Here is a 24,735-nt window from a genome sequence, read left to right on the forward strand (position 1 = left end):
CACATTTAGTTACATTTAGATTACAAGCGCGACTATATTATTCAAATCGCATCGACAAATCGATGCTTTGTACGTGCTTAGTTAAAGCGCCGCTTGATATATAATCAACACCAGCTTGTGCATATTGTGCCAAAATATCTAATGTCATATTACCCGAGACTTCTAACTTTGCTCTACCTGAGGTTAGTCTAACGGCGTTTTGAATGTCTTCAACGGTAAAATTATCTAGCATAATGATATCGCTGCCAGCATTTAACGCTTGTTCTAGCTCATCAAGGCTCTCAACTTCTACTTCAACAGGCTTATCGGGATGAGTGTTTTTCGCTTGTGCAACGGCATTGGCAATACCACCGCAAGCGGCAATGTGGTTCTCTTTAATGAGAAAAGCATCAAATAAGCCAATACGATGGTTTTTACCACCACCACAAGTGACGGCGTACTTTTGCAATGCTCTCAAACCAGGGATTGTTTTTCTCGTATCGAGCAATTGTGTTTGGCTGCCATCCAACACTTGTACATAGTGCGCTGTTGTTGTGGCTGTGCCTGAGAGAGTTTGGACGAAGTTAAGGGCCGTGCGCTCAGCAGTTAAAATTGCTCTTGCAGAGCCTTTTGCAGTGAAAATACGTGAATTTGCGCTCAGTTTGTCACCATCATTGGCTAAAACCGTGACTTCAACACTGGGATCTACTTGCTTGAATACTTCTAAAATAAGGTCTTTACCACAAAATACACAGTCTTCTCTGGTAATCACATAAGCGTAGGCTTGCTGGTGTTCAGGGATCAATGCTGCGGTAATATCACCTTGTGCAGCGGATTGATGGTTAAGGTCTTCATCGAGAGCACTTTTAACAAGTTGCGAAATAAGTTCTGGTTGCATAGGTAGATCATCATTGTTTTTACTATCTTAAATTCTACTGTGATTAACGCAATGAAACAATTTTCTTTAACAAAAGTATGCGTTCTTTCTCAAAATAAATTTGCAATAGAGCTTCGGGTTAATTCTTGATATGGTAGGCGAGATACAATCTAAAGCTAATTTTTTATATGGAAAATCAACAGCAATGGCTAAGTTATGCCAATCATCGTTATTCACCTCACTGTGATGAGCGACCTAATAGCGATGATGTCAATTTACTGGTCATTCATAATATTTCGTTGCCAGCGGGTCAATTTGGAACTTCTTACGTTGATGACCTTTTTATGGGGAAGATTGATTGTCACGCCCATGAAAGCTTTGCGTCTTTAGAGGGCGTTCGTGTGTCTGCTCATTGTTTTATTCGTCGAAATGGAGAGGTTTTGCAATATGTCCCATTCTCAAAACGGGCATGGCATGCTGGGGTTTCAAGCTTTGATGGTCGGCAAAGGTGTAATGATTTTAGTATTGGTATTGAACTTGAAGGAACGGATCACACCTCTTATACACAAGCCCAGTACAATGCCTTAGTGGCAGTGAGTAAATCCATTATTAAACGATTTCCAAAAATAACGCCTCAGCGTATTGTTGGTCATTGTGATATTGCGCCAACGCGTAAGACAGATCCTGGTGATGCTTTTGATTGGCAACACTATTTAGGTTTATTACAACGTGAATTAAGAGTAATAGAGTAAAAACATGATATTAATTTCGATATTAGTGGCATTGATAATTGAGCGCTTGGGTGCCAAATCATCTCGTTGGCAAATTGATTATTATTTGGCTCAATACCAAACTTGGAGCTACCAAAAAAGCGCAGGCAACTGGTTATTTAAGACTAGCATTGGCGCTATGTCATGGCTTATGTTACCGGCACTGTTGGTCGCGCTTGTTTATAACCTGTCTGATTTTGTACTGTGGCAGATAGCATTAAATGTTGTTGTTTTATTGGTGTGTTTTGGTTGTGCCAAGTATCGTCAATCGTATAAAGGTTATCTTAATGCTTTGGCCAGAGATGACAAAGAAGCAGCAACTTTGTACGCATTGCAAATGGGTCAAACTAAAACGGAAGATGAGCCAAATGGAGAAACTTTTGGTCAAACGTTGGCATGGATTAATTTTACACACTACTGTGCAGTAATGTTTTGGTTCGTTGTGCTTGGTGCACCTGGTGCCATCATGTATGCGGCAACACGTGCTGTCGTAGAAGTGCTCAAAGATGATGTTAACGGTGAACCATCTCAAGCTGAACAAAAATGCATTGAACTAATGACGCCCCACCGTGGTCGCTTTGACGTGCTGTTTCACTGTCTTAATTGGCTTCCTGCGCGTTTGGCTGGTTTCGGTTATCTTATTATTGGTAACTTTTCGAAAGGAACTGGCAGTTGGTTGAAGTATTTATTGGACTTTAAAACTTGTAATCGCCAAGTAGTGACAGAAACGGCATTGTCAGCTGAGCAAATTGAACAACAGTATTTTGGCTGCACTTATGAAGCAGCCTGTATGATGCGCTTGGTAAAACGTAATGTTTTATTTTATTTGTTTTTAGTGGCTGCGCTGACGCTATTCGCTGGTTTAAATTAAGGTCACTTTAGTGGCTGACTAAAAGTGCTTAGTGAGCCACTCCTTTTTACGCAGTTGCATTCTTTCAATCAAGTGCGCCTCTAACCCCAATACAGGCATCATTACATCAGTCACATCTACAACATCACATACACCGTTAACCGACCAAAGCGCTTCCTCTAGGCCCTTGGCTTTATGCAAAGCATAATGACTGACATAGCGTAACTCATTGGCTAAGTGGTCCATATCAGGACGGCCTGTTTTTGAGACATAGAGGTGACAGATAAACAGAATCCCATTTTTGAGTGCTTTTTTAGCAAATAAAAATAGTTGCTCTATCGGTTCACCAAAAGGGATACACTGTGATTTAACGCCATGGTTTTGCTCATTGATTTGTTTTTCATCAAAGTGAATGAAGAGTGTAAATCTCAGAGGCTTATCTTGTCTGGACTTTTCTTTTAGCAAGTCAGTTAAAGGCTCTGCAACATAGTTGGTGGGGAAAAGTTTATCAGGAAATAGCAGCTCTAGGCCGTTGTGAGTTGTTAGATGCGGTAACAGGATATTATGAAGGGGAGATGGGTACAAGCCATGGCCTACCGCTCCAACCTCCATGTGTGATGCTTTTTTATGAAGGTAGAGCGGCAATTGACAAATGCTCTTAGTCACCATATTTCTCAGCGCAGTGGATAGGCCTGGTATTTTAGGGGCCTCTTCGCTTGGCTGAAGTTTGTCTTTATTGTTATCTATCAGTGCTGTGAAGAACTCCATTGCGGTATGTGTGGCACCAGCGACTTGTTTTACTTTTAAATTTATTATGGTTTTGGATTTGCTTACGGCCATGATTTCATATCTTAAGCCCGATAAAACATGTTGCTTAGTTATTTTTTGCAGATCAGGCAAGTCAATCGTGACTAAGTCTCCTTTTGTAATATCCATGGCATTGTCAACTTCAATCTGCAGGCCCATGACAGAGAAATCACGGGTATTGCCGTTCACAGACAGGTTATCAGAGATATTTAAGGTAACTGCTGTACGGTATAAAAAGCGTTTATGCGATCTTAAATTGACATACTCTAAAGCGACTTTTTCCAAAGGTGGAGGATTTTTGGATTTGCCATGACCAAACTCCTTGAGGCGATTGATGCTCTCTTGAGGGTAGGACAACTGATTGCAATGTGACTTAAGCTCTGACGTCGTTATTTCTGTCAGTAACATTAAGTGATGCACAGGCTCAATGAGGCCTTGTGCACGAGGTGGGGGACGCTTATTAAGTTTTTCAACATTTTTGCCCGCACTTTTTGGGAGTGATAATGGAATAAACGCATCTTCATGGTGGCTCGGCATTAACTGTACTTTAAATACACGCCAGCTATCTTTTTCGCTACCAAAACCCAAAAATAAGTTCTTTATCTCGGGCTTTTGTTCTAGCTCCCAATCAAATGCAGAGTAAAAATAAATTTTTCCACCATTAGAGTGTGTGAATGTATAGCAATATGCCTCTTTTACAGGAGCGGACTGCAAGAGTAACTTTTGTAGCCGTTTGTTATTGAAAACACTGTACAAACACGATGCTTTACGTTCGTCTTCAAAGTAATAATTGATGAAAGCATTGTTCTCATTGGTGAGCACCATACTGGGTAGAAGTAGGTTATTAAGTCGACTGAAGAATACAAAAAGAGAGCTGACTCTGGGAAGGTAATACTGCTCGTACCCTTTGCAAACAACAGCATCCATGGTGTTGTCTAAGTTAATTTTATAGCGTCGTTTATTACCATGGATGAAGCTTTCTAAAAACTCGTCAAATCCAGAGTTATTCTCTACAAAGGTGCGCTTTAAGCGAACATAATTATAATCAGAGTTTGACTCTTCAACGGCGACAACTTCGTATTGAATCCCTTCTTTCAAACCTAGTTCAAAATCTTGTTCTAATCCGACTAAACGCAGTGTGATGACATTTTTAGGGTAGACGTTATAGGCTTTTCCCAGTTTAATTTTTGCGCCGCTCAATGAGATGTCAGAAGTACTTGCTTGAATTGTGGTACCGCTTTTTAACTCAACCGTAATTTTGATAGAGTAGTTCATGCGCTCTTCAATTCGGCTTTCATAAGAAGCAAACCGAATAAGTTGTGCTTCGTGCTCAAAAACGACTAAAGGTTCAGTGTCATCTTGATCCTGAGCTTGTTTTTGCATCACCTTGTAATTATTGTCGGTGTGCATGACAGCCTCATAAACGGCCATGGTGTAGTCACCATGTTGGGCTACTTCTCGCTCGAAAACACTGATAGCGAGATCATCCATAAAGTGTTGCTTGCCATTATGTTCATATGGTTTTACATCACCAGAGACTTGACCACGCAAATCAATGAAGCGCGCTACTGGTTGAGATAAGCGCGTCATTTCCATTTTTAATAAGAATTGATCGGGTTTAGTGAGATGTGCGGTCTTTTGTTTGAAGATAAAATCAAAATTTGGATCGCCTAAATCTCCTTTTAGGTCATTAATAAGGTCTTGATGTAGTTCTAATTTATCTTCACTCATAGCTTTTCGCAGTTTGTCCGCAGACAATGTCTCATTGTTATTATTTCAGCCTTCGCCAATTTTATGTCAGTATAGCTACATTATTAACTTGTAGCTTAACTGGGTTTTCCATTTAAGCAATAACTATGCCTTGATATATATGGGAAAAAAGAAAACCGCATTTGTATGTAGTGATTGTGGAGCGGAATTTGCTCGTTGGCAAGGGCAATGTTCTGAATGTAAAGCTTGGAACACCGTAACAGAGTTTCGTGTACCTTCTGTAAAAGCTGCGCCACGCAGTGCAGGAACAACGGGTTACGCTGGCGTTGTCGAAGCAAAAATACAGACATTAGACGAAGTTAATCTAGAATCTTTACCAAGATTTTCAACTGGGTTCAAAGAGTTTGACCGTGTGCTAGGGGGAGGAGTTGTCCCTGGAAGTGCCATTTTGATCGGCGGTGAGCCAGGCGCGGGTAAAAGTACACTGTTATTGCAAACGATGTGTTTGCTCGCGCAATCTATGCCAACATTATATGTCACCGGTGAAGAGTCATTACAACAGGTTGCTATGCGTGCAAAGCGATTGGGGTTGCCAACAGACAAGTTAAAGACACTTGCTGAGACCAATGTCGAAACGATTTGCCAACTAGCGCTGCGGGAAAAGCCTGCCATCATGGTGATTGACTCTATTCAGGTGATGCATATGACGGATGTCCAATCAGCACCAGGGAGTGTGTCACAGGTGCGAGAAAGTGCTGCTTACCTCACGCGTTTCGCAAAACAAAACCAAGTTGCGATCATCATGGTAGGTCATGTGACTAAAGACGGCACTCTTGCTGGTCCTAAAGTGTTAGAGCATTGTATTGATTGCTCTATTTTACTTGAAGGGAGTAGTGATAGCCGTTTTAGAACGTTACGTGGCAATAAAAACCGCTTTGGCGCTGTCAATGAGCTGGGTGTCTTTGCGATGACAGGGCAGGGACTCAAAGAAGTTAATAACCCTTCGGCTATTTTCCTAAACCGAGGTGAAGAGCAAACACCCGGTTCGTTGGTTATGGTGATTTGGGAGGGAACTCGGCCATTGCTGGTAGAGGTTCAAGCGCTGGTTGATTATTCTCAGTTAGCAAATCCTCGGCGTGTGACAGTTGGTCTAGAGCAAAACCGGCTTGCGATGTTGTTGGCGGTCCTACATCGTCATGGCGGCTTACAGGTTGCTGATCAGGATGTTTTTGTCAATGTAGTTGGCGGTGTAAAAGTGAATGAAACCAGTGCAGATTTGGCTTTGATCACAGCTCTAGTATCCAGTTTTAAAAATTATGCGTTAGATAAACAACTAGTGGTATTTGGTGAGGTTGGTCTCGGGGGGGAGATACGCCCTGTGCCAAGTGGTCAAGAAAGGCTTCGAGAAGCTGCCAAACATGGCTTTAAACGTGCTATTGTACCAGTCGCTAATAAACCTAAAGAAGATATCGAAGGGATGGAAGTCATTGGTGTTTCCAGCTTAAACGATGCATTACAAGCGCTATTTTAAGGAATTACTATGAATAAAGCGGCTCTCACAGGCGTTGCTCTTGCTGTTGCAGGCGGCGTGGCAGGTGTAAACTGGTATGCAAATAAAACTGCAAGCGAAGTAGTTGAAAAGCAGATACAACAGTTTTCTGAGCAAACAGGCTTAACCGTGAGTTATCAAACTGTAGATTACAGCCTATTGAGCAATACGATAGTGTTGGAACAAATTTCATTTAAGGAACAGGCAACAGCTCAAGGGTTGGTAGAAATTGATAGGTTTTCTTTGAAAGGCTATGAAGAAGGCAAGATAAGCCCTTTGACTGAACTTCAGGTTCATGGTTTGTCATTGGCCCCTGAGTTTAAAGCCAACTCTGTTGAGGTGATACCGTCTATATTATCGAATGCGAAATATAACCTCATTTCTTCCATGCGATATGATGAGTCTAGCGGTGATAGTCAATTTGCACTGGATATGTCGGCAGAACAAGTGATGAGCTTTGGTATGAATATAGCGCTGACAAACAGCCGAGAATTTATGGAGCTTCAGCGTGATATTCAACAAATGCATGATCAAGGTGAGATGACTCTGGAAGCTGAATTGCAAATGCAGAGTAAAATGATCACCACTATGCAGGCTTTACAGCCAGTTGATATGTCCTTTTCCTTGAAAAATGAAGGTGAGTTAAAAGCACTTGTTGACGGAGAATTACAAAAAAATGGACTTAATCACGAGCAATTAAAGGCGATGTTAGCGATGCAAATGGAAAATGTGCCTGCAAGCGACAAGGCGAAGCAAGCGATTCAATCATTCATCGCAGGGTTGTCTTCACTAGAGGTGAGCATGCAGTTCCCTGAAAATACAAGTTTCATGCAGCTAGGGTTACAGCTTCAGCCTCTGGCCGCTAACCCGCAGGCATTAGAAGAGTTTTTAAAACTTGAAATTGTTGGCAGTTAGTAATTGGCAATAAAAAAGGCGAGGAAAACCTCGCCTTTTTTGTGCTTGAATTTTGTCTATTTGTCATTTAGAGCAAGCATTAACTCACGTTTGCGCTCCAATCGTACCAACATCTGATCTGCTAGCGGTTTGAACTTTGCAAGTTCTTGCTTTGGTAGCGATAACGATTTAGGCAGTTTAACTGTTCTTGGGTTGCGATGTGTACCGTCTACCAAAAACTCATAGTGTAAATGTGGTCCTGTGACACGCCCTGTTGCACCAACTGTACCTATTTTATGCCCCTGCTTAACTTTTTGCCCTGTTTTTACATGTAGTTTATGCAAGTGAAGATATTTAGTTGTGTACTGGCTGCCGTGTTCAATAAAGACGTAATTACCGTTGAGGCGGTTAAAGCCTGCTTTTGTTACTCGGCCATTACCCGCAGCAACGACTGGGGTGCCTACTTTAGCGGCATAATCGATACCTCGGTGTGGGCGCACTTGTTTGGTCACAGGGTGTAATCTACGCGGGTTGAAATTAGAACTAATATATTTAAAGTTAACTGGTGCACGTAAGAAGGCTTTTTTCATGCTACGGCCCTCGGGTGTATAAAACTCACCATTGGTGTGCCTGATTGCCGTATAGCGGTCGCCTTGGTTCATAAACTCTGCGGCAATGATCTTTCCATTACCAATCTCCTCACCATCAACATAGTGAGACTCATAGACCAAAGTAAAGGTATCACCTTCACGAATGTCATTGGCAAAGTCAACATCCCAACCAAAAATATTAGCAAAGTTCATTATTTGTCTTTGCGTCAACCCAGCAGAGATGCCCGCAGTCCAAAAGCTTGAGCGTATCTTACCACCGGCTGTTTTTTCGCGTGTTTCAATTTCTTTGCTGGTAATCTGAGTTGCATATTTACCATCTTCAGTGCGAGTAACATAAAGCGTATCGGTTTTGGAAAGCACATATTTAAGTTGTGCAAGATTCCCTTGTGTGTCGTTCGCAAAGCTGAGAGTTTCACCCGGATGGATCTTTGTTAGCTTGCGGGTCTCTTCATTGGTATTGACTAAATTATGCAATGTCTGTGCTGAGTAACCCGCCCGTTTAAATAAAACGGCGAGACTGTCACCGGCGCGAACTTTGTGGTCTGCATAATCATAAGTAACTGTATTTTCTTGTTCTTTTGTTTCTTCAACTGCTTCGCTTAAAGTCGTCAGCAGTTCTGGTTGTTGTTCTTCAACTTTAATTGGAAGTTCATAGCGCTTGCCAACTTCTAATGCATCATCTTTATGATCTTTAGATGCAGTGGCTTTTTCTGAGGGCAGCAAGGCTATCCCAACCATTGCAGCTAACAAGCCGACAATAAGCATTTTGTGTTTTTTGGGAAGCTTATTTACTGCAGGTACCATAACGTGCCTTTTTCGCTGTCAAGAAATTTTATGAATAATAGTGCAGCATATACGTAATAAAGCGTTAATACCAGTATTTTGTGCATTTAAACTCCGTGCAATATAGGCTAGAATCGAGCGATAAACTGAATATTGTGTTGGAGTGATAATGGTGGACATTGAAACTGCATTTGCTGAAATTAAGCGCGGTGCAGAAGACATATTGATTGAAGATGAACTGAAAGAGAAGTTAAAGTCAGGTAAAAAGCTGCGTATTAAAGCTGGATTTGATCCAACAGCGCCTGATTTGCATTTAGGCCACACAGTACTAATTAATAAATTAAAAACTTTCCAAGATTTAGGTCATGAGGTCATTTTCTTAATTGGTGATTTCACAGGAATGATTGGTGACCCTACGGGAAAAAATGTCACTCGTAAGCCGCTTACCCGTGAAGACGTACTTGCCAACGCAGAAACCTATAAAGAGCAAGTATTTAAAATCCTTGATCCAGCCAAAACAACGGTTGCGTTTAATTCTCAGTGGATGGAGAAATTAAGCAGTGCGGACATGATTAAGCTTGCATCACGTCAAACTGTTGCTCGTATGCTAGAGCGTGATGATTTTAAAAAGCGTTATGCTGGCGGCCAAGCAATTGCAATACACGAATTCTTATATCCATTAGTTCAAGGGTGGGATTCTGTTGCTTTGGAGGCGGATGTTGAGCTTGGTGGTACTGATCAACGCTTTAATCTATTGATGGGCAGAGAGTTACAAAAAGAAGAAGGGCAAAAGCCGCAAACAGTTCTGATGATGCCTCTGTTAGAGGGAACTGATGGCGTGCAAAAAATGTCTAAGTCATTGGGTAACTATATTGGTATTACGGATGCACCAACAGAAATGTTCGGTAAGGTGATGTCTATTTCGGATGACTTAATGTGGCGTTACTATGAGCTGCTAAGTGCTAAGTCATTATCAGAAATTGACGGGTTGAGAGAAGAAGTTACTGCGGGTCGTAACCCACGTGATATTAAAATTGACTTTGCCAAAGAGATGATTGCTCGTTTCCACAGTGAAGATGACGCACAAGCTGCGCATCAAGACTTTATCAAGCGCTTCCAAAAGAACGCTCTACCTGATGATATTCCTGAAGTATCAATTAGCATCGAAGGTGACACAACTTTTATTGCTAACTTATTAAAAGAGGCTGGCCTTGTAGCAAGTACTTCAGAAGCGATGCGCATGATCAAACAAGGTGCAGTAAAGCTTAACGGTGAAGAGAAAATCACTGACACTAAATTAGAAGTGTCTAAAGGTACCACAGAAATTTACCAAGTTGGCAAGCGTAAATTTGCTAAAGTAACGGTAAACTAATCGCCAAACTTGATAGCCAAGTAGCAGTTGCTATTTGGCTATATTAAGTTAAGCGCAAACCAAATTAACACAGTTAAACCTAACCAAAATAGTCTCATACTGCCTAATAGCTTTAGCATGTGCTGAATATCTTCAAGTTCAGGCTGCCTATCACTACCTATCCTGATGTTGTCAAAACGTTCGCTGATGTAAAACCTTGGTCCTGCAAGTTGTACATGTAAATTGGCTGCAAACAATGCCATTATCCAGCCTGAATTTTTATTTATATAGTGCTGTGCATAGTGTTTTAGGTAGTGCTTTGTTTTAGCTAAATTTTGTGTGAGTGCCATGATTAATACAAAGCCTCGCAATGGAAGCCATTCGAGTATATATATTGAGCGCTGCACTGGGCGCATAAATGGATGATTTGCGCCTAACTGTTGACGCCAGCTCTGATCGCAAAGTAACAAAAGTTTATAGGTAAGTGCGAAATAGGGGCCTGCTGCAACATAAAAAATCGTAATAAGATAAAAATGACGTACCGTATTAAGGGCAAGTGAGTCTAAGCAAGCTTTAATGATCCCGACCTCAGATAACTTATCAGTATCTCTAATTACAATGCTTTTTAGCAGTTGCTTTGCAGAGCCTTTTTGGCCTTGAGATAGGAGTTTTGCGATTCGCTGAGCACGTGTTTCAAAGTGAGTATCCAAGCACAAAAATAAGATTAAACCGCCAAACCATTGCGGATAGAAAGAAATATAGGATAAGAAATAAAGCAAAACAACCACGGTAATTGTCGGTAAAAAGCAAGCAAGCGTACCTGAAAGGAAATGTTGAGCGTCAGAGTTTTTTTTACTTACGACCCGTTTAGCTAAATTACTGGTGAGCAGAGAAAAGATTGTATTGGGGTGATAGAGCTTTGACAGTTTCAGGCTAAATGCACATATCAAGGCTAGGCAGAAGATAAGCAAGCCCTCTTGGGCTTGCAAGAAGCTCAGTGTCACTTACAGACTTACCTGTTGTAGGTTTTCAAGTAAAGCCACTACTAATTTTGATGAGTTGACCGAAGCGACTTCTAAATATTCATCAAATGATTGTGGAGACTCTTTTCCTGCAATGTCTGATAACGAGCGGATCACAACAAATGGTGTGTTGAGCACGTGACATGCTTGTGCAATCGCAGCGCCTTCCATTTCAACCGCTAACATGTTGGGGAAATCTTGACGAGTTTTTTCAATGCGCACAGGATCACACATGAAAGAATCACCAGTACAAATTTGGCCTACCATTGTTTGAATATCACCGACGGCATGAATACTTGCTTCAGACGCTTTGATTAGTGCAGGGTGTGCTTCAAAGCCTGCTGGCATTTGTGGTACTTGGCCAATTTCATATCCAAATGCAGTTACATCTACATCATGATGACGTACTTCGCTAGAAATCACCACGTCACCTACGTTGAGTGATGGCTCAAACCCGCCTGCAGAGCCAGTGTTAATCACGCAGTCTGGTGTAAAGTTATCGATAAGCAATGTGGTCGCAACTGTTGCCGCAACTTTACCAATACCTGATTGAACCAGTGTTACTTCGTGGCCACCAAGCTCGCCAGTGTAAAATGTGAATCCACCTTTAGTCAGAGTTTTAGGTGATTGCATTGTGTCACGTAAAATCGTAACTTCTTGCTCCATAGCACCGATAATGCCAATTTTCATAATTCATCTCTTTGTATTTTAGATACTGCTTATTATATACATTCTTATTTTGAAAGCATTATTTCGTCGGTAAAACTGTAGAGCTTGCTGCTGATAAACTCAAGCAGCAAGTGTATTGTTAGATTTCTGCAAGTGCCTTAGCTTGTGATGGTGATAGCACGGCAGGTTTGTTGTTGCGATTGCGTACAGGCTTTGTTTTGTCAGGTTTTTGGCCTAACTTGAATAAGATAGCCGCGCGAACTTCTGGGCTTTTGTATCCTGATTTTATCTTCATTCGGATATGAGGGATCCCAGCAGATTCAAGTGCACCACTAACAAACCAGTCTTTTTGAGCTTTGTGGCCATTTTTGTTGGCGTTATTTACCAAATCTACAGCAGCCACTATATTAAGTGTACTTTTATCAACCAAAACATAGTCTAGCTGTTTGTTTTGTGCTTTTGTAATAGCGGAACGTCGAGCTTTTTTCGATAAGCCAGGTTTACATTCAATGACATCGACTAATTTTACACGGCTAACAATTTTATACCTATCACCTACAGCTCGCTCGAGGAGTTGTAAAAATGAGGCTTCTACAGTCGTAAAAACAGAATCTTTACGGTTAAACGGATAAGGGTTGCCACCCACGTCGGTATATTTAGAAATTACGATAGAGGCAATAACTACAAGCGCTAAAATAGCTAAAAGTGTTAACTCCATAAATCACTCCACGACAACAAATTGACTTTGGTAATTTATAAGCAAAGAATGTGCCGGAAGTGATTAGAAGGCGGGCGCTAAATATTATTTAGCGCTTAAAAAGTCTTTTATGCTTTGTAGCCGCCAGTGATCCCTTTAACTGCGTAGGCAACGGCATCATGAGCGTGAAGAGATTCATAGTGGTTGATCTTGACGTAAAAGTCGGCAAAGTCTTGTTGGTTTAAAAGTGTTTTCAGCTTTCTTGCCGCATCTTCACAAAACATTAAGTTTTGTCCGTTTAATCTTGCAAACTCTTGCTCGTCTTCACGTTTTACCGCAGCTTGAACTGGTGTTTGTAATTCTTGCTCTGCAACGTCTATCAACCCTTTAATATCGAATTCTTGAGCACCCTTCGGTAACTGCACCTTGATATTTGCAATAGAACGCTGGGAATGAGGTGTGGCTACTATGCCTTCCGTTGTCCCAAGCCATGCATGTACACTTTCATGATCTAGAGGTTGTCCGGCAAACTTTTCTTCGAAGGCATTTTGAATAAGTTGTCTTGCTAATGCCGCAGAACAAGGGCATGTTGATGAATAAGTGACATCAACAGCAAGCTCGATACTGAGTTTTTGCTCTTCTAGAGAGGCTGTGATGGTTACTGGGTAGCTTTTCCAGCCTTGTTTGCCACTAAGCAGTGACGCACGGCGAAGAGGTAGATCAAATTTAATGATTACTTTGGCTGAGTTGCTTAAGCCTTCATGCGTGGTTATGAATTGATCTAATAAGGCAGTCAGTGTTTCTGGTGATAAAGACTGTTCACATGAAAGTTTGTCTAAGGCTAGGTAAAGCCTAGACATATGTATGCCTTTGGCATCTGGCTTATCTAAGCTTACATATGTATCAGCTTTAGCAGTGACTGGAATATCATTTAGTCCTTTGCTGGCAAATTGAAATGGTAATTCAATATCTCCCATTCCTACCCAGTCTAAAGTTCCGGTTTTCAGCGCAGCAGCACTGTTCGCAATGTCTGGCATTGAAGTTGGCATTTAAACTCTCTTTAATCACGACCTCAGAAATGCTTTTATATTACACTAATTCGAGTTTTTTTTCTGTTGATATTCTCATACTGAATAAAGAAAAAGTCATGTAATGTGCAAGATTTGATACATTATCACATTTTTATTGTGGGTACTTTAAACGGTAGTCAATTTAAAAGTTTGAGATTTTTCAATAAAGTTACAGTGCTTGGTCGCTCGCATATGTGCTCAGCTGAGGTATAATAGCGGCGTTAACAAGGTGACTATTATTATGCTTGATTCTTCATTTGGGTCTTGGGCTCGAATTCTTTCTAACTTGGTTCGAAAATACGGTGAACGTAAAGCTGGGGCAATTGCTTATACATTGGTATTGGTTGCGTCTTTGGTTTTGTCTTGTATGTTTTTTTATGTGGCGCTTGGTTCTGTCACTTTGGTAAATGTACTTTCAGTTGTCGTTTTCGCAGCCTTGACCTCACCATTACTGATATCGGTTGCTGTGTTTGCGATCCGGCAGTTGGAGAGTTCAAAAGAGTATTTAGAATCAGCAACTCAGCAAGAAAAATTGCTTAACCAAACGCTTAAAGACAATATTAATCGCCTCAATAATGAAATTGATGAGCGTAAAATGGCCTTGCATGCGAAGCATCGTGCAATTGCTGAGCTACGAAATGAAATAACCGAGCGTCGCAAAGCTGAGCAGGAGCTTGCTCAACAAAGTATGTTGCTACGTTCTATAGTCGATTCATCCCCTGATTTATTTTATTACCGAGATGAACATGGTGTGTTTGCTGGATGTAATAAAAAATTCGAGCAGGTAATTGGAATTGACAGCGAGGGATTGATTGGTAAAACCGCAGATGAAATTTTCATCGATCAAGCTGTGCCTAGAGTATTAGAAACAGATACACAAGTTAGCGCAACTCAGCAGACACTCTCTTTAGATGTAGAGTATCCAGTACAAGATGAAAACCGCTGGTTTGAAATGCGCAAGTTACCCTTTATCAATAATGAAGGCGAGTACATTGGGTTACTGGCTTTTGGTCGTGATATCACTAGCCGTAAAGAAGCTGAGCAAGCACTTGAAACCGCTTATAAAGATAAAGGGAAATTTATTGCCACCTTAAGCCATGAACTTCGAACACCACTTAACGGTATTGTGGGATTAACCCGCATGTTACTGGATACCGAGTTGACGCAACAGCAAAAAAGTTGGTGTAACACGGTATTTTCAAGCGCGGAGACGCTGGGTAACATATTCAATGATATTATAGATTTAGATAAGATTGACCGCGAGCAGTTAGACATTGCGACAGACAGTATTAATGTATCTGACTTTATTAATGATGTAGTGAATTTTTCAGATTTGATTGCTGACCAAAAAGGGCTGGAATTCAAAATTCAACGTTCTGGTGTACTAGATATACATGCATTGCTGGATCCGACGCGTTTGCGTCAGGTACTTTGGAATCTGATAAATAATGCAGTTAAGTTCACGCATAAAGGCAGTGTTACTTTAGAGTGTCGCAGAGAAAACCGTGAATGCGGGCCTTGGCTTTCTATGAGTATCCTAGATACTGGCGTAGGGATCTCATCAGAGCAGCAAGATAAAATTTTTGATATGTACTATAAAGCGCCTGATGCTGAAGGTAACAATGCGATTGGATCTGGTATTGGACTTGCGGTGACAAAGGCGCTCGTATTGGCGATGAAAGGCAAAATTGCAGTCAGTAGCATGCCAGGCCAGGGGAGCCGCTTTGATGTAGAAATACCATTAGAACTGTGTACCGCACCTAGTCAGCAAAGTTATGCAGGTAGGGAGTTATACATTTTACTTGTTGAAGATGTCCCGTTGAATGCTGAGATTGCAACAAATTTACTTGAGCAACGTGGTCACGAAGTCATATGGGCTGAAACTGGTGAAGATGCACTATCTCTTGTTCAAACCGAAGATGATTTAGATCTTATCTTGCTGGATATGCAGTTACCCGATTTAAATGGTGATGAGGTTGCAAGGCAGATCCGTGAGGACAGCCATTTTGATAGTTTACCGATAGTTGCGCTAACCGCGAATGTGCGCAGTGCCGAGCAAGAACTACAAGGGATCAGTATTCAAGGAGCACTTGCTAAGCCTATCAATACGACTAAATTGGATAAAATGCTCGCTGAGTTATTTGGTATCGATAGCATCAAAGAAGAAGCGAGCGCCCAGCAACACAGTTCGATTGAGGTACTAGATATAGAACGTGATTTACTCGATATAGAGACTATCACTGATTTTGTTGCATCTATGGGTGTTGATACGTTTAAGCGCAGTTGTGAGCTATTTGCGAAACTAAATCCAACATACTGTGACGAATTGAAAGCAGCTAATCTAGAGGGCGATATAGCTGAGTACGGATCTGTGGCACACAAATTAAAAGGCGCAGCCGGTTCAGTGGGGCTCAAAACTGTTCAGCAGCATGCAAAAGTAATGGAAACTGAGTGTACTGAAGTAGACGAAGAGAAGCGAAGGTTGTGGGTGGCAGATTTAGAGGAATTAATAAGAGAAGGGCAGTTAGCCCTTCACTCATTAATTGCAAAACTCGCTGAAAACTCTTAGCGAACTATGGTTGAGTGTTATCGATCTTGCCAATGAAGCGATAACCTTCACCATGAATTGTGCTGATAAGTTCAGGTGTATTGTTGTCGGTTTCGAAGTGCTTACGAATACGACGGATAGTCACATCAACGGTACGGTCGTTAGCGCGCAGCTCACGGCCTGTCATGTGCTTAATAAGTTGTTCACGGCTGAAAATACGACCTGGAGAGTCAAGCATTAAACGAAGTGCTCTGTACTCGCCTTTAGGTAGACGCTTAGATTCACCTGTTGGTGACGTTAAACAGCGACTATTTTCGTCTAATTCCCATCCATTGAACGTGATTACACCGTTACTGTCGATAGTTGACTCTTCAGGTGTTGATCCTGTACGTGAAATAAGATTACGTACTCGAATAGTAAGTTCACGAGGGTTGAACGGTTTCGTGACGTAGTCGTCTGCACCGATCTCTAAACCTAATATTCTATCGACATCGTTATCACGACCTGTTAAGAAAATTAAGCCTACATTTTTTTTCTGGCGTAACTCACGAGCCAAAATAAGGCCGTTTCTACCAGGAAGGTTTATATCCATGATTACACAGTTGACATCGTCGTTTGCTGTCAATTTTTCATGCATATCATCGCCATCAATGGCTTCAATTACCTTATGACCTTCGGCTTCAAATAAACTAACGAGGTTCAGTCGAGTTACGTCTTCATCCTCAACAATTAGAATGACTGGCGTTTGCATTATTAATTAACCTTTTCGGAATGTTTTATTTACAAAAACTTCGGTGTTATATAATAAAACCGAATGTTAACGATTATAGGAGTATATTCAATTGTTAACAAGTAAAATCAGTCAGGATAGAACTTAGAAACTGCGAGTAGCCTAGAGAGCACTTTAAAGTTATGTTGTGCAACTTCTTGTCTGTTAATATATAACCGAATTTTACTCCCTTCTTGGACCAAGGAAGCAATCCCACCCCCTTCCAGAAATTCGATACTTTCGCCTACAGTCACCATATTTAAGGTAATTGTATCGGTCCAAGAAGATATTATATCATCTTCCATTGTTTCATCAATGTATGTGATATCACAGCGCTTAGAAAGTTCCCTAAAAGGGTCAGAAAGGTTTACTTTTATTATATCTATCGGTTTACCCCGTATTTTTAAGTTATTATTTTTATTTAAAATAGCGCCTGGTCCATGATTTAAATCATAAAAACAAAATCTGGTTACTTGTTTATTTTTTTGCTCTGGAAAGTCGATTAACTTTGCCATTTGGTATAAAAAAGCGGAACGAATTTCATGTGGCGATTTTGCATCAACGTTTAAACTACAAAAAATAAAAATAAATGCAGCTATTAGGTACATTATTTTCATTAAATTACCCCTTTTAGAGGCAAAGTTATAATAAATTCAGTACCTTTTTTATTATCATCAGACAGGGTTATAGTTCCCCCTAAAGCTTGAGTGATCAAATTGTAAACAAGGTGCATGCCGAGGCCGCTGCCACCCTCGCCGCGTTTAGTTGTGACGAACGGGTCAAAAATTCGTTTTTTGACGGCGTTTGATACACCGATACCATTGTCTTGATAGATTATTTCTAGGCTTTGGTTTTTTTGCTCTACATGGATATGAATTTGATTATCTTTGAGGTCTAAAAAGCCATGGATAAGGGAGTTAGATAAAAGTTGTTCAAATACTTGCTGTAGTAAACCTGCCTTAGTCTTTACCGTGAGTTGCTCTGGGCAAGATAGTTGCCATACCACATTTTTAATATCGATCTCGGCACGCATACTGCTGACAATTGCATTGAATAATTTATTGATATTGACTTCTGAGCTGACTTCTACATCTTGGCTTACTGCGACTTTTTTAAAGCTGGATATCAGTTCTGCTGCGCGATTTAAGTTTCGATAAATTAAATCTAGGTTTTCAATACCGTCATGTATAAAGCGCTCTAGCTGTTTGGATGTCAATGTTTTTTGCTCAAATGCTGCATTGATGTCGGCAAGTTTGTCTCTTAACAGCGTAGAACCTGTAACACCTAAACCAATGGGGGTATTTACTTCATGAGCAACACCCGCAACCATTTGACCAAGCGAGGCCATTTTTTCATTTTCGACAATTTGATTTTGGTATTGATGCATTCGCTCTAACGTGTTGAGAAGCTCCTGATTAGCTTCTCGTAAAGCAATGGTGCGTTGATTTACTTTTTCTTCAAGATTTTGATTTAGTTGCTTTATTTCGAGTTTATCTGCTTGGTGTCGTGCGAGTTGATTTTGCGTACGGGCGAGCATGATATTGAGGTTGTTGGCGAGCATGTTAACCTCTTCAATGTCACTTTTTGTTGCTCTTGCAGAGTAATTGTGATTTTTTGAAACGTCCTGCAACATGAGTGACAATGAATCAATTGGGTTTGCAATTCTTTTTTGAATCGCACGTGCAACAAACAACACTAAAATAAGCACGATCAATGTGAGTGCAATGTCGACCAGTATTTTTTGATTAATATACTGAGATAATCGCTCTAGTCCGCCTCTTACATAGACATACCCCTCAACTTTTCCTTCATATTCCACTGGAATGATAAGCTCGACGTAGTCAGCTGATACTTTTGGTACTTTAAGGGCTTCTATATCATTGACCTTAAGTGGTACAGGCGGTGTCTTGCTGGCGTTATAACTAGTAAAAAAAACCGGTTTATTGGTCACATCATCAATGGCATAGATGTGGATATTTTTGACTAACTCAACTTTATTAAACGATTTGAGCCGTTTTTCTTCAGTTTTTCTATCGTCAAAAATCAGCGTGATCTGAGCATTGAATGCAATGATCTCAGCAATCATTTGCAGTTTGTTGACTATCAATTTTTTCTGCTCTTTGACGTCGAGATAAGTAGAAATTGAAATGGAAAGAGAGAGCGACAAAGCTGTTACTAACATAACAGCACTTATCAAAACTTTTCTTATACTTGTTTTTGTTGCGTGTTTTCCCATTGCGCGCTCATAGGTAGACCTCTTAACAGCTAACCTTAGTTTAGCAGCTTAGTTAAGTAAGTTAACAAAAAAGCGGACAAATCCCTATATCTCGCTGCTGGCTATGAGTCTGAAGCTACTTTTAGCTGATAACTAACAAGAGATTTTAAACCGTCTGTGCCTGATATACAGCAAACTTGGTATTTTTCGTGTCAGTTTTAAAGTGCTTAAAATGTTGCTCTATGATAGGTGGATATTTCAAAAAGCTATTTGCAACAATTTGCAAACTAGCTCCTTTTTTCATCATATGCTTGGCATTTGCTAAAAATGTTTCTGCTATGCTGTAGTCGGTATTTAACCCAGTATGAAATGGTGGATTACTGACAATTGCATCAAACTTTTCCGTAACTTGTCCTAAACCATCACTTAATATGAAGTGTCCAGCATGACCATTCATTTTTAGCGTTTGCTCACTGGCATAAAGTGCAAGTGCACTGACGTCTAAACAGAATAATGATAAGTTAGGTCGCTCGTTGAGCATGAACGTAGCAATCAAACCCGCACCACAACCAAAATCTAGTACGTTACCGTTATGTGGAATCGAGAGGTTGTTAAGCAGTAGCTCAGTCCCGGCGTCTAGCTTACCATGGTTAAATACGCCCGGTACACTGACTGCCTCGAAGCTTTGAGCTGCGACTTTGACGTTAAATATCTGATGATAATCAGCAATATCAAAGTGCTCTTCTTCAATAAGTTCATTAAACTCATACAGAATACAATGTTTGGCACTATCCAGTTTATAACTTGCATGGGCATAGGGTTTTAGTTGCTTTTCAACCGATTTAACACCACCTTTATTTTCCCCCACAACGAGTAAACGTGTTGTTTTACCAAGGCTCGCTCGTATGTTAGATAACATCATGTTGGCCTCAGGTTTAGACTTAGGGTAGTAATAAATGATTAAGTCCAAATTATCGATACTAGGTAAACTATGACCGACAAAGCTAGTCACGTTTTGATGCTTGGAAGCTGCAAGATGATCAGCGAAGTTATAACTGAATGCGTAAATTTGAGATGCGGAATTAATGCTGGTTAATTCAGGCAAAAAACCATCGTCACTATGATTAATAACAAGCACTTTTTCGCCAAGGAGTTCTTCTTCATTGCGGAGTAAAAGTAAGCTAGGGTTCGATAGTTTTTGCATCATTGGTCTCAGGTAGTTAGCTGGTGTAGGTATGAAGTTAAAGGGGCTGTTGGAGCCCCTCACAGATAGTTAAGCTGTGCGTTCGAACATGAGGTCCCATACGCCGTGACCTAGTCTGTGCCCACGCTGTTCAAATTTCGTAAGTGGTCTAAAATCAGGCCTAGGTACATAGTCATTATTTTCAGACTGATTGTTATAACCCTCTGCTTGTTGCATTACCTCTAACATATGTTCTGCGTAGTTTTCCCAGTCAGTTGCCATATGGAATACACCACCAACTTTTAGTTTGGCACGGATCTTTTGTGCAAACTCTGGCTGTACAATACGGCGCTTGTGGTGACGCTTTTTATGCCATGGATCTGGAAAGAACAGCTGTAATTTACTTAAGCTGCTATCGGGGATGCAATCGGCTAATACTTCTACTGCATCGTGCTCAAAAACACGCAGATTTGTCAGACCATGCTCATCAGCTTCCATAAGACATGCGCCAACACCTGGGCGGTGAACTTCAATACCGATAAAGTTTTGGTCAGGGTTATTCTTAGCCATTTCAACTAGCGACTTACCCATACCAAAACCAATTTCTACAACTACATCGTTGTCATTGCCAAATACTTCATTGAAGTTGAGTAGGCCTTGGCTATGCTCAAGTCCAAGAGTGGGCCAGCACTTTTCTAGCGCTGCTGCTTGGCCTTTAGTTAGGCGACCTTCACGTTTTACAAAGCTGCGGACCTTACGGATGTATTTACCTTCTTGTTCAGCCTGCTCTAGTGCTTGTTTACTCGATTCGTTCATTGTCATCATCTGCGGTGTAAAAATTGGGCGCATATTATCCCTGTTCACGTCGATAAGTACAAGAGCTTGACGTTTTTAAAAACCTTCTTACACTGGCGCCTGTAGCTAGTAGATTGAGAATAAAGATGCCCGTTGACCGTCAAACAGCAAATTGGTTCGCAGCGCAAGTTGTGGATTGGTACCACCTTCATGGTAGAAAAACACTGCCGTGGCAAATAGATAAGACCCCTTATAAAGTGTGGGTGTCCGAAGTAATGTTGCAGCAAACGCAAGTTGTAACTGTGATCCCCTATTTTGAACGTTTTATGTCTCGTTTTCCGACAGTCATAGATTTAGCGAATGCAGATGAAGATGAAGTGCTGCATCATTGGACTGGGTTAGGGTATTACGCGAGGGCTAGAAACCTTCATAAAACGGCTAAAATTATACGTGATAAGTATAAGGGACAGTTTCCTGAAACTTTTGAACAAGTTGTTGACTTGCCTGGCATTGGGCGCTCAACGGCTGGTGCTGTATTATCGCTCGCTTTAGGTCAACATCACTCTATCCTCGATGGTAATGTGAAACGGGTGTTGGCACGCTTTTTTATGGTTGAAGGTTGGTATGGGGTTAAAAAAGTTGAGAATCACTTATGGGAACTGACCAATGCGGTTACCCCCTCTGGAGATGTGCGAGAATTTAACCAAGCCATGATGGACTTGGGCGCAAGCCTATGTTCGCGTTCAAGATTTCAATGTGAGGCTTGTCCGCTTGTTGATAAATGCTTGGCTTATAAAAATAATCGAGTAAAAGAATTTCCAAATTCAAAACCTAAAAAAGAAAAACCGAAAAAGTCTGCATATCACCTAATGGTAAAGGTGGACAATCAGGTATTGATGGAAAAGCGCCCTAATAGCGGCATTTGGGGCGGGTTATTCGGCTTTTTTGAGTTTGCAAACTTAGTTGAGCTAGAAGCTTTTTTAGTTCAGCAGGGAATAGATACCGCGACGTATACGTTAGAGCCATTTGTACATATATTCACTCATTTTGAACTAACAATTAATCCAGTCTGTGTTGAATTACAGCAAATACCTGATTGTGTGCATGACAATCAGCTGTTGTGGTACGACATTAACCAACCTCCTGAAGTAGGACTTGCGGCGCCAACGAAAAAGTTAGTTAAAGTATTAAAGACAATGGGGTAAACTGTTCTCATCAAAAAGATAGAGAATAGGTGAGAAAATGGCACGTACAGTTTTTTGTCAGAAATTAAACAAAGAAGCGCCTGGTTTGGACTTTCAATTATATCCAGGTGAAGTGGGCGAGCGTATCTTCAATAATATTTCTAAAGAAGCTTGGCAGCAGTGGCAACATAAGCAAACAATGCTAATTAATGAAAAGCACTTGAATATGATGGACCCTGATCACCGCCAACTTCTAGAAGAGCAAATGGTCGGCTTTTTGTTTGAAAACAAAGAAGTTGAAATTGAAGGTTATAGACCTCCAGAGAAATAAAAAAGCTGCCTAGGCAGCTTTTTTTATTTTTAGTAGTCTCTATCTACTGATAGTTTCGCTAGGGCAATGAGTGCATTTTTAAAGGCAGAGTCGCTCAAACATGCAAGTTGCGCTATTGCTTTTTCAGACTCTTGCTGAGCTTTTGTCATTGTTTTTTGCAGCGCTTGAGTTTCTTCAAGTGTTTGCAATATATCAGATAAATTGTCTATGCCGTTACCTGACTCTATAGCTTCTCTAATTTGAGTGACTTGCGCTTCAGTGCCGGACTTCATCGCGTAAATTAGTGGTAATGTTGGTTTACCTTCCGCTAAGTCATCACCAATGTTTTTGCCTAGTAATTCTGCATTGGCACTGTAATCAAGTACATCGTCAACCAGTTGGAATGCTGTACCTAAGTGCATACCGTAAAGCTTTAATGCTTCTTTAATACTTTCAGGCTGTTCTGAGACAACCGCAGGTAGCAAAGTGGCTGCTTCGAATAATTTGGCAGTCTTGCTGTAAATGACCTGCATATAACTCTGTTCAGTGGTGTCAGGGTCGTTACAATTCATTAATTGCAGTACCTCACCTTCAGCAATAATATTGGTCGCATCTGCCAATATTTGCATTACTTCCATGTTGTTGAGTCCAACCATCAACTGAAAGGAACGTGTGTAAATGAAATCTCCAACAAGTACACTTGCGGCATTACCAAATTCAGCATTAGCCGTGGGCTCTCCACGTCTTAGAATTGACTCATCGACGACGTCATCATGTAGCAAGGTTGCAGTATGAATAAACTCAATGATGGTAGCTAAGGTGATATGTTTATTTTGTTGCTCAGCTTCAAGTGCCTTGGCAACAAGCAGTGTTAGCATTGGCCTTACCCGTTTGCCACCACTATTAACAATATACAGACCCAATTGATTTACCAATGCAACGTCAGATTGCATTTGTTCAAAAATAAGTTGATTCACAGAGAGCATGTCCTGCTCAATCAATGATTGGATAGTCTTAATATCCATAGTATACCGTGCTAAAGCCCCAGTTAGAGATAAACGCCGCAGATTGTACATTAAAATTCCAGTCGACTCGAATTTAATACGTGCTGATAGTTAAAAAAATAATAGTTGGATTAAATACTAGTCATTTTCGTGTTCACTTAGTGTACTGTTATGAACTGTCAAGTATTTAGGTAAGAAGTTTTAGCGGTAAAAAATAGTTTAGCAATGCGAACTTTTTAGCTAGAATAGGCAAAAATGAATTAATGCTCTCAAACAAGCCAATTTTTATTCATTATTTTGTCTTTAGGGTATTGCGTGAAGTTCTACATTAGCGTAAACTTCGCGCCCTATTGAAGAATATTAAGTTGCGTCGATTTGAGGGCGCACAACGGAGTTAATTATGTACGCGGTTTTCCAAAGTGGTGGTAAACAGCACCGTGTGACTGAAGGTCAAACAATTCGTCTAGAGAAGCTAGACGTTGAGACTGGTGCATCAATTGAATTTGATTCAGTACTTCTAGTTGCTGATGGTGAAAAGATCGAGATCGGTGCACCATTCGTAAATGGCGGTAAAGTAACAGCTGAGGTTGTTTCTCACGGTCGTGGCGAGAAAATTAAGATTGTTAAGTTCAGACGTCGTAAGCATTCTCGTAAGCAGATGGGCCACCGTCAGTGGTTCACTGAAGTTAAAATCACTGGCATTAGCGCTTAATTTTTAGAGGTACAGAAAGATGGCACATAAGAAGGCAGCTGGTAGTACTCGTAACGGTCGCGATTCAGAAAGTAAACGCCTAGGTGTTAAGCGTTTCGGTGGCGAATCAGTTCTAGCGGGTAACATCCTTGTTCGTCAACGTGGTACTAAGTTCCACGCTGGTTCTAACGCAGGTATCGGTAAAGACCACACTATCTTCGCAAAAGCGGATGGTAAAGTAGTTTTCGAAACTAAAGGTCCTTTAAACCGTAAATACGTTAGCATCGTTGCTGAGTAATCGGTAAAGATTTATAAAAACCCCGCTTAGGCGGGGTTTTTTGTTTTTATAGCTACATATTATTGATCAGCAGCTAAGCGTACCTTGCTATAATAGCTG

Annotated in this window: 23 protein-coding genes; 10 read left to right on the plus strand and 13 right to left on the minus strand. The window is 40.8% G+C overall.

Going from position 1 to position 24,735, the window contains the following annotated elements:
- Positions 1 to 37: 37 nt before the first annotated feature.
- Positions 38 to 877 carry a carboxylating nicotinate-nucleotide diphosphorylase gene (gene nadC / locus S4054249_RS03190; protein ID WP_046356873.1) on the minus strand — a complete coding sequence of 280 codons (840 nt, stop codon included), beginning with the start codon at positions 875 to 877 and terminating at the stop codon, positions 38 to 40.
- Positions 878 to 1,044: 167 nt separating this feature from the next.
- Between nadC and ampD the strand changes: the two genes are divergently transcribed.
- Both ampD and ampE read left to right on the plus strand, forming a co-directional pair.
- Complete coding sequence (gene ampD / locus S4054249_RS03195; RefSeq protein ID WP_046356872.1) at positions 1,045 to 1,608, plus strand: 1,6-anhydro-N-acetylmuramyl-L-alanine amidase AmpD; 564 nt, start codon at positions 1,045 to 1,047, stop codon at positions 1,606 to 1,608.
- Between the two features lie 4 nt (positions 1,609 to 1,612).
- Positions 1,613 to 2,497, plus strand: a complete 885-nt coding sequence (ampE, locus tag S4054249_RS03200) for a beta-lactamase regulator AmpE (protein ID WP_046356871.1) — start codon at positions 1,613 to 1,615, stop codon at positions 2,495 to 2,497.
- An 18-nt stretch (positions 2,498 to 2,515) separates the two neighbouring features.
- Here the strand turns inward: ampE and S4054249_RS03205 are convergent, their stop codons facing one another.
- Positions 2,516 to 5,014 (minus strand): PilZ domain-containing protein, encoded by a 2,499-nt coding sequence (locus S4054249_RS03205; RefSeq protein WP_046356870.1) that lies wholly within the window; start codon positions 5,012 to 5,014, stop codon positions 2,516 to 2,518.
- A 139-nt stretch (positions 5,015 to 5,153) separates the two neighbouring features.
- Between S4054249_RS03205 and radA the strand changes: the two genes are divergently transcribed.
- Positions 5,154 to 6,524, plus strand: coding sequence for a DNA repair protein RadA (gene radA / locus S4054249_RS03210; protein ID WP_039611945.1), 1,371 nt, complete (start codon positions 5,154 to 5,156; stop codon positions 6,522 to 6,524).
- A 9-nt stretch (positions 6,525 to 6,533) separates the two neighbouring features.
- The gene (locus S4054249_RS03215) at positions 6,534 to 7,457 is read left to right on the plus strand and encodes a hypothetical protein (RefSeq protein WP_046356869.1); all 924 of its coding nucleotides are present in this window, start codon (positions 6,534 to 6,536) and stop codon (positions 7,455 to 7,457) included.
- Between the two features lie 56 nt (positions 7,458 to 7,513).
- Here the strand turns inward: S4054249_RS03215 and S4054249_RS03220 are convergent, their stop codons facing one another.
- Positions 7,514 to 8,851 (minus strand): peptidoglycan DD-metalloendopeptidase family protein, encoded by a 1,338-nt coding sequence (locus S4054249_RS03220; RefSeq protein WP_046356868.1) that lies wholly within the window; start codon positions 8,849 to 8,851, stop codon positions 7,514 to 7,516.
- Positions 8,852 to 9,002: 151 nt separating this feature from the next.
- Here S4054249_RS03220 and tyrS point away from each other — a divergent pair, with 151 nt between their 5' ends.
- Positions 9,003 to 10,202: a tyrosine--tRNA ligase gene (tyrS, locus tag S4054249_RS03225; RefSeq protein ID WP_046356925.1), complete on the plus strand. Its 1,200-nt coding sequence runs from the start codon at positions 9,003 to 9,005 to the stop codon at positions 10,200 to 10,202.
- 38 nt (positions 10,203 to 10,240) lie between these two features.
- On the opposite strand, the gene S4054249_RS03230 is transcribed toward tyrS, so the two are convergent.
- The 4 genes from S4054249_RS03230 to folE2 all read right to left on the minus strand — a co-directional run bounded on the left by S4054249_RS03230 (position 10,241) and on the right by folE2 (position 13,618).
- Positions 10,241 to 11,185, minus strand: coding sequence for a cobalamin biosynthesis protein CobD/CbiB (locus S4054249_RS03230; protein WP_046356867.1), 945 nt, complete (start codon positions 11,183 to 11,185; stop codon positions 10,241 to 10,243).
- Positions 11,186 to 11,893 carry a 5'-methylthioadenosine/S-adenosylhomocysteine nucleosidase gene (mtnN, locus tag S4054249_RS03235; protein ID WP_046356866.1) on the minus strand — a complete coding sequence of 236 codons (708 nt, stop codon included), beginning with the start codon at positions 11,891 to 11,893 and terminating at the stop codon, positions 11,186 to 11,188.
- 118 nt (positions 11,894 to 12,011) lie between these two features.
- Positions 12,012 to 12,590, minus strand: coding sequence for a DUF2726 domain-containing protein (locus S4054249_RS03240; RefSeq protein ID WP_046356865.1), 579 nt, complete (start codon positions 12,588 to 12,590; stop codon positions 12,012 to 12,014).
- Positions 12,591 to 12,697: 107 nt separating this feature from the next.
- Complete coding sequence (folE2, locus tag S4054249_RS03245; RefSeq protein WP_046356864.1) at positions 12,698 to 13,618, minus strand: GTP cyclohydrolase FolE2; 921 nt, start codon at positions 13,616 to 13,618, stop codon at positions 12,698 to 12,700.
- Positions 13,619 to 13,880: 262 nt separating this feature from the next.
- Here folE2 and arcB point away from each other — a divergent pair, with 262 nt between their 5' ends.
- On the plus strand, positions 13,881 to 16,208 hold the full coding sequence (gene arcB / locus S4054249_RS03250; RefSeq protein WP_046356863.1) for an aerobic respiration two-component sensor histidine kinase ArcB: 2,328 nt from the start codon (positions 13,881 to 13,883) through the stop codon (positions 16,206 to 16,208).
- Between the two features lie 4 nt (positions 16,209 to 16,212).
- Here the strand turns inward: arcB and arcA are convergent, their stop codons facing one another.
- From arcA to trmB, 5 genes are all read right to left on the minus strand, one after another.
- A complete protein-coding gene (gene arcA, locus S4054249_RS03255; RefSeq protein WP_039611937.1) occupies positions 16,213 to 16,938 on the minus strand; it encodes a two-component system response regulator ArcA in 726 nt (241 codons plus the stop codon).
- 107 nt (positions 16,939 to 17,045) lie between these two features.
- Positions 17,046 to 17,573 carry a YfiR family protein gene (locus S4054249_RS03260; RefSeq protein ID WP_046356862.1) on the minus strand — a complete coding sequence of 176 codons (528 nt, stop codon included), beginning with the start codon at positions 17,571 to 17,573 and terminating at the stop codon, positions 17,046 to 17,048.
- A complete protein-coding gene (locus S4054249_RS03265; protein WP_046356861.1) occupies positions 17,573 to 19,192 on the minus strand; it encodes a sensor histidine kinase in 1,620 nt (539 codons plus the stop codon). The genes S4054249_RS03260 and S4054249_RS03265 overlap by 1 nt, the downstream gene beginning before the upstream one ends.
- Positions 19,193 to 19,337: 145 nt before the next feature.
- A complete protein-coding gene (locus tag S4054249_RS03270; protein WP_046356860.1) occupies positions 19,338 to 20,375 on the minus strand; it encodes a methyltransferase in 1,038 nt (345 codons plus the stop codon).
- A gap of 69 nt (positions 20,376 to 20,444) precedes the next feature.
- On the minus strand, positions 20,445 to 21,170 hold the full coding sequence (gene trmB / locus S4054249_RS03275; RefSeq protein WP_046356924.1) for a tRNA (guanosine(46)-N7)-methyltransferase TrmB: 726 nt from the start codon (positions 21,168 to 21,170) through the stop codon (positions 20,445 to 20,447).
- Positions 21,171 to 21,295: 125 nt separating this feature from the next.
- Between trmB and mutY the strand changes: the two genes are divergently transcribed.
- Positions 21,296 to 22,354, plus strand: coding sequence for an A/G-specific adenine glycosylase (gene mutY, locus S4054249_RS03280; protein WP_046356859.1), 1,059 nt, complete (start codon positions 21,296 to 21,298; stop codon positions 22,352 to 22,354).
- A 37-nt stretch (positions 22,355 to 22,391) separates the two neighbouring features.
- A complete protein-coding gene (locus tag S4054249_RS03285) occupies positions 22,392 to 22,664 on the plus strand; it encodes an oxidative damage protection protein (protein WP_046356858.1) in 273 nt (90 codons plus the stop codon).
- A gap of 29 nt (positions 22,665 to 22,693) precedes the next feature.
- Here S4054249_RS03285 and ispB read toward each other — a convergent pair whose 3' ends face one another.
- A complete protein-coding gene (gene ispB / locus S4054249_RS03290) occupies positions 22,694 to 23,668 on the minus strand; it encodes an octaprenyl diphosphate synthase (protein WP_046356857.1) in 975 nt (324 codons plus the stop codon).
- 379 nt (positions 23,669 to 24,047) lie between these two features.
- Here ispB and rplU point away from each other — a divergent pair, with 379 nt between their 5' ends.
- Together rplU and rpmA are read left to right on the plus strand one after the other, a co-directional pair.
- The gene (rplU, locus tag S4054249_RS03295) at positions 24,048 to 24,359 is read left to right on the plus strand and encodes a 50S ribosomal protein L21 (RefSeq protein WP_023399739.1); all 312 of its coding nucleotides are present in this window, start codon (positions 24,048 to 24,050) and stop codon (positions 24,357 to 24,359) included.
- A gap of 19 nt (positions 24,360 to 24,378) precedes the next feature.
- Positions 24,379 to 24,636 carry a 50S ribosomal protein L27 gene (gene rpmA / locus S4054249_RS03300; RefSeq protein ID WP_023399740.1) on the plus strand — a complete coding sequence of 86 codons (258 nt, stop codon included), beginning with the start codon at positions 24,379 to 24,381 and terminating at the stop codon, positions 24,634 to 24,636.
- The last annotated feature ends 99 nt before the right edge of the window (positions 24,637 to 24,735 follow it).

It is taken from the genome of Pseudoalteromonas luteoviolacea (assembly GCF_001750165.1).
GTDB lineage: Bacteria > Pseudomonadota > Gammaproteobacteria > Enterobacterales > Alteromonadaceae > Pseudoalteromonas > Pseudoalteromonas luteoviolacea_G.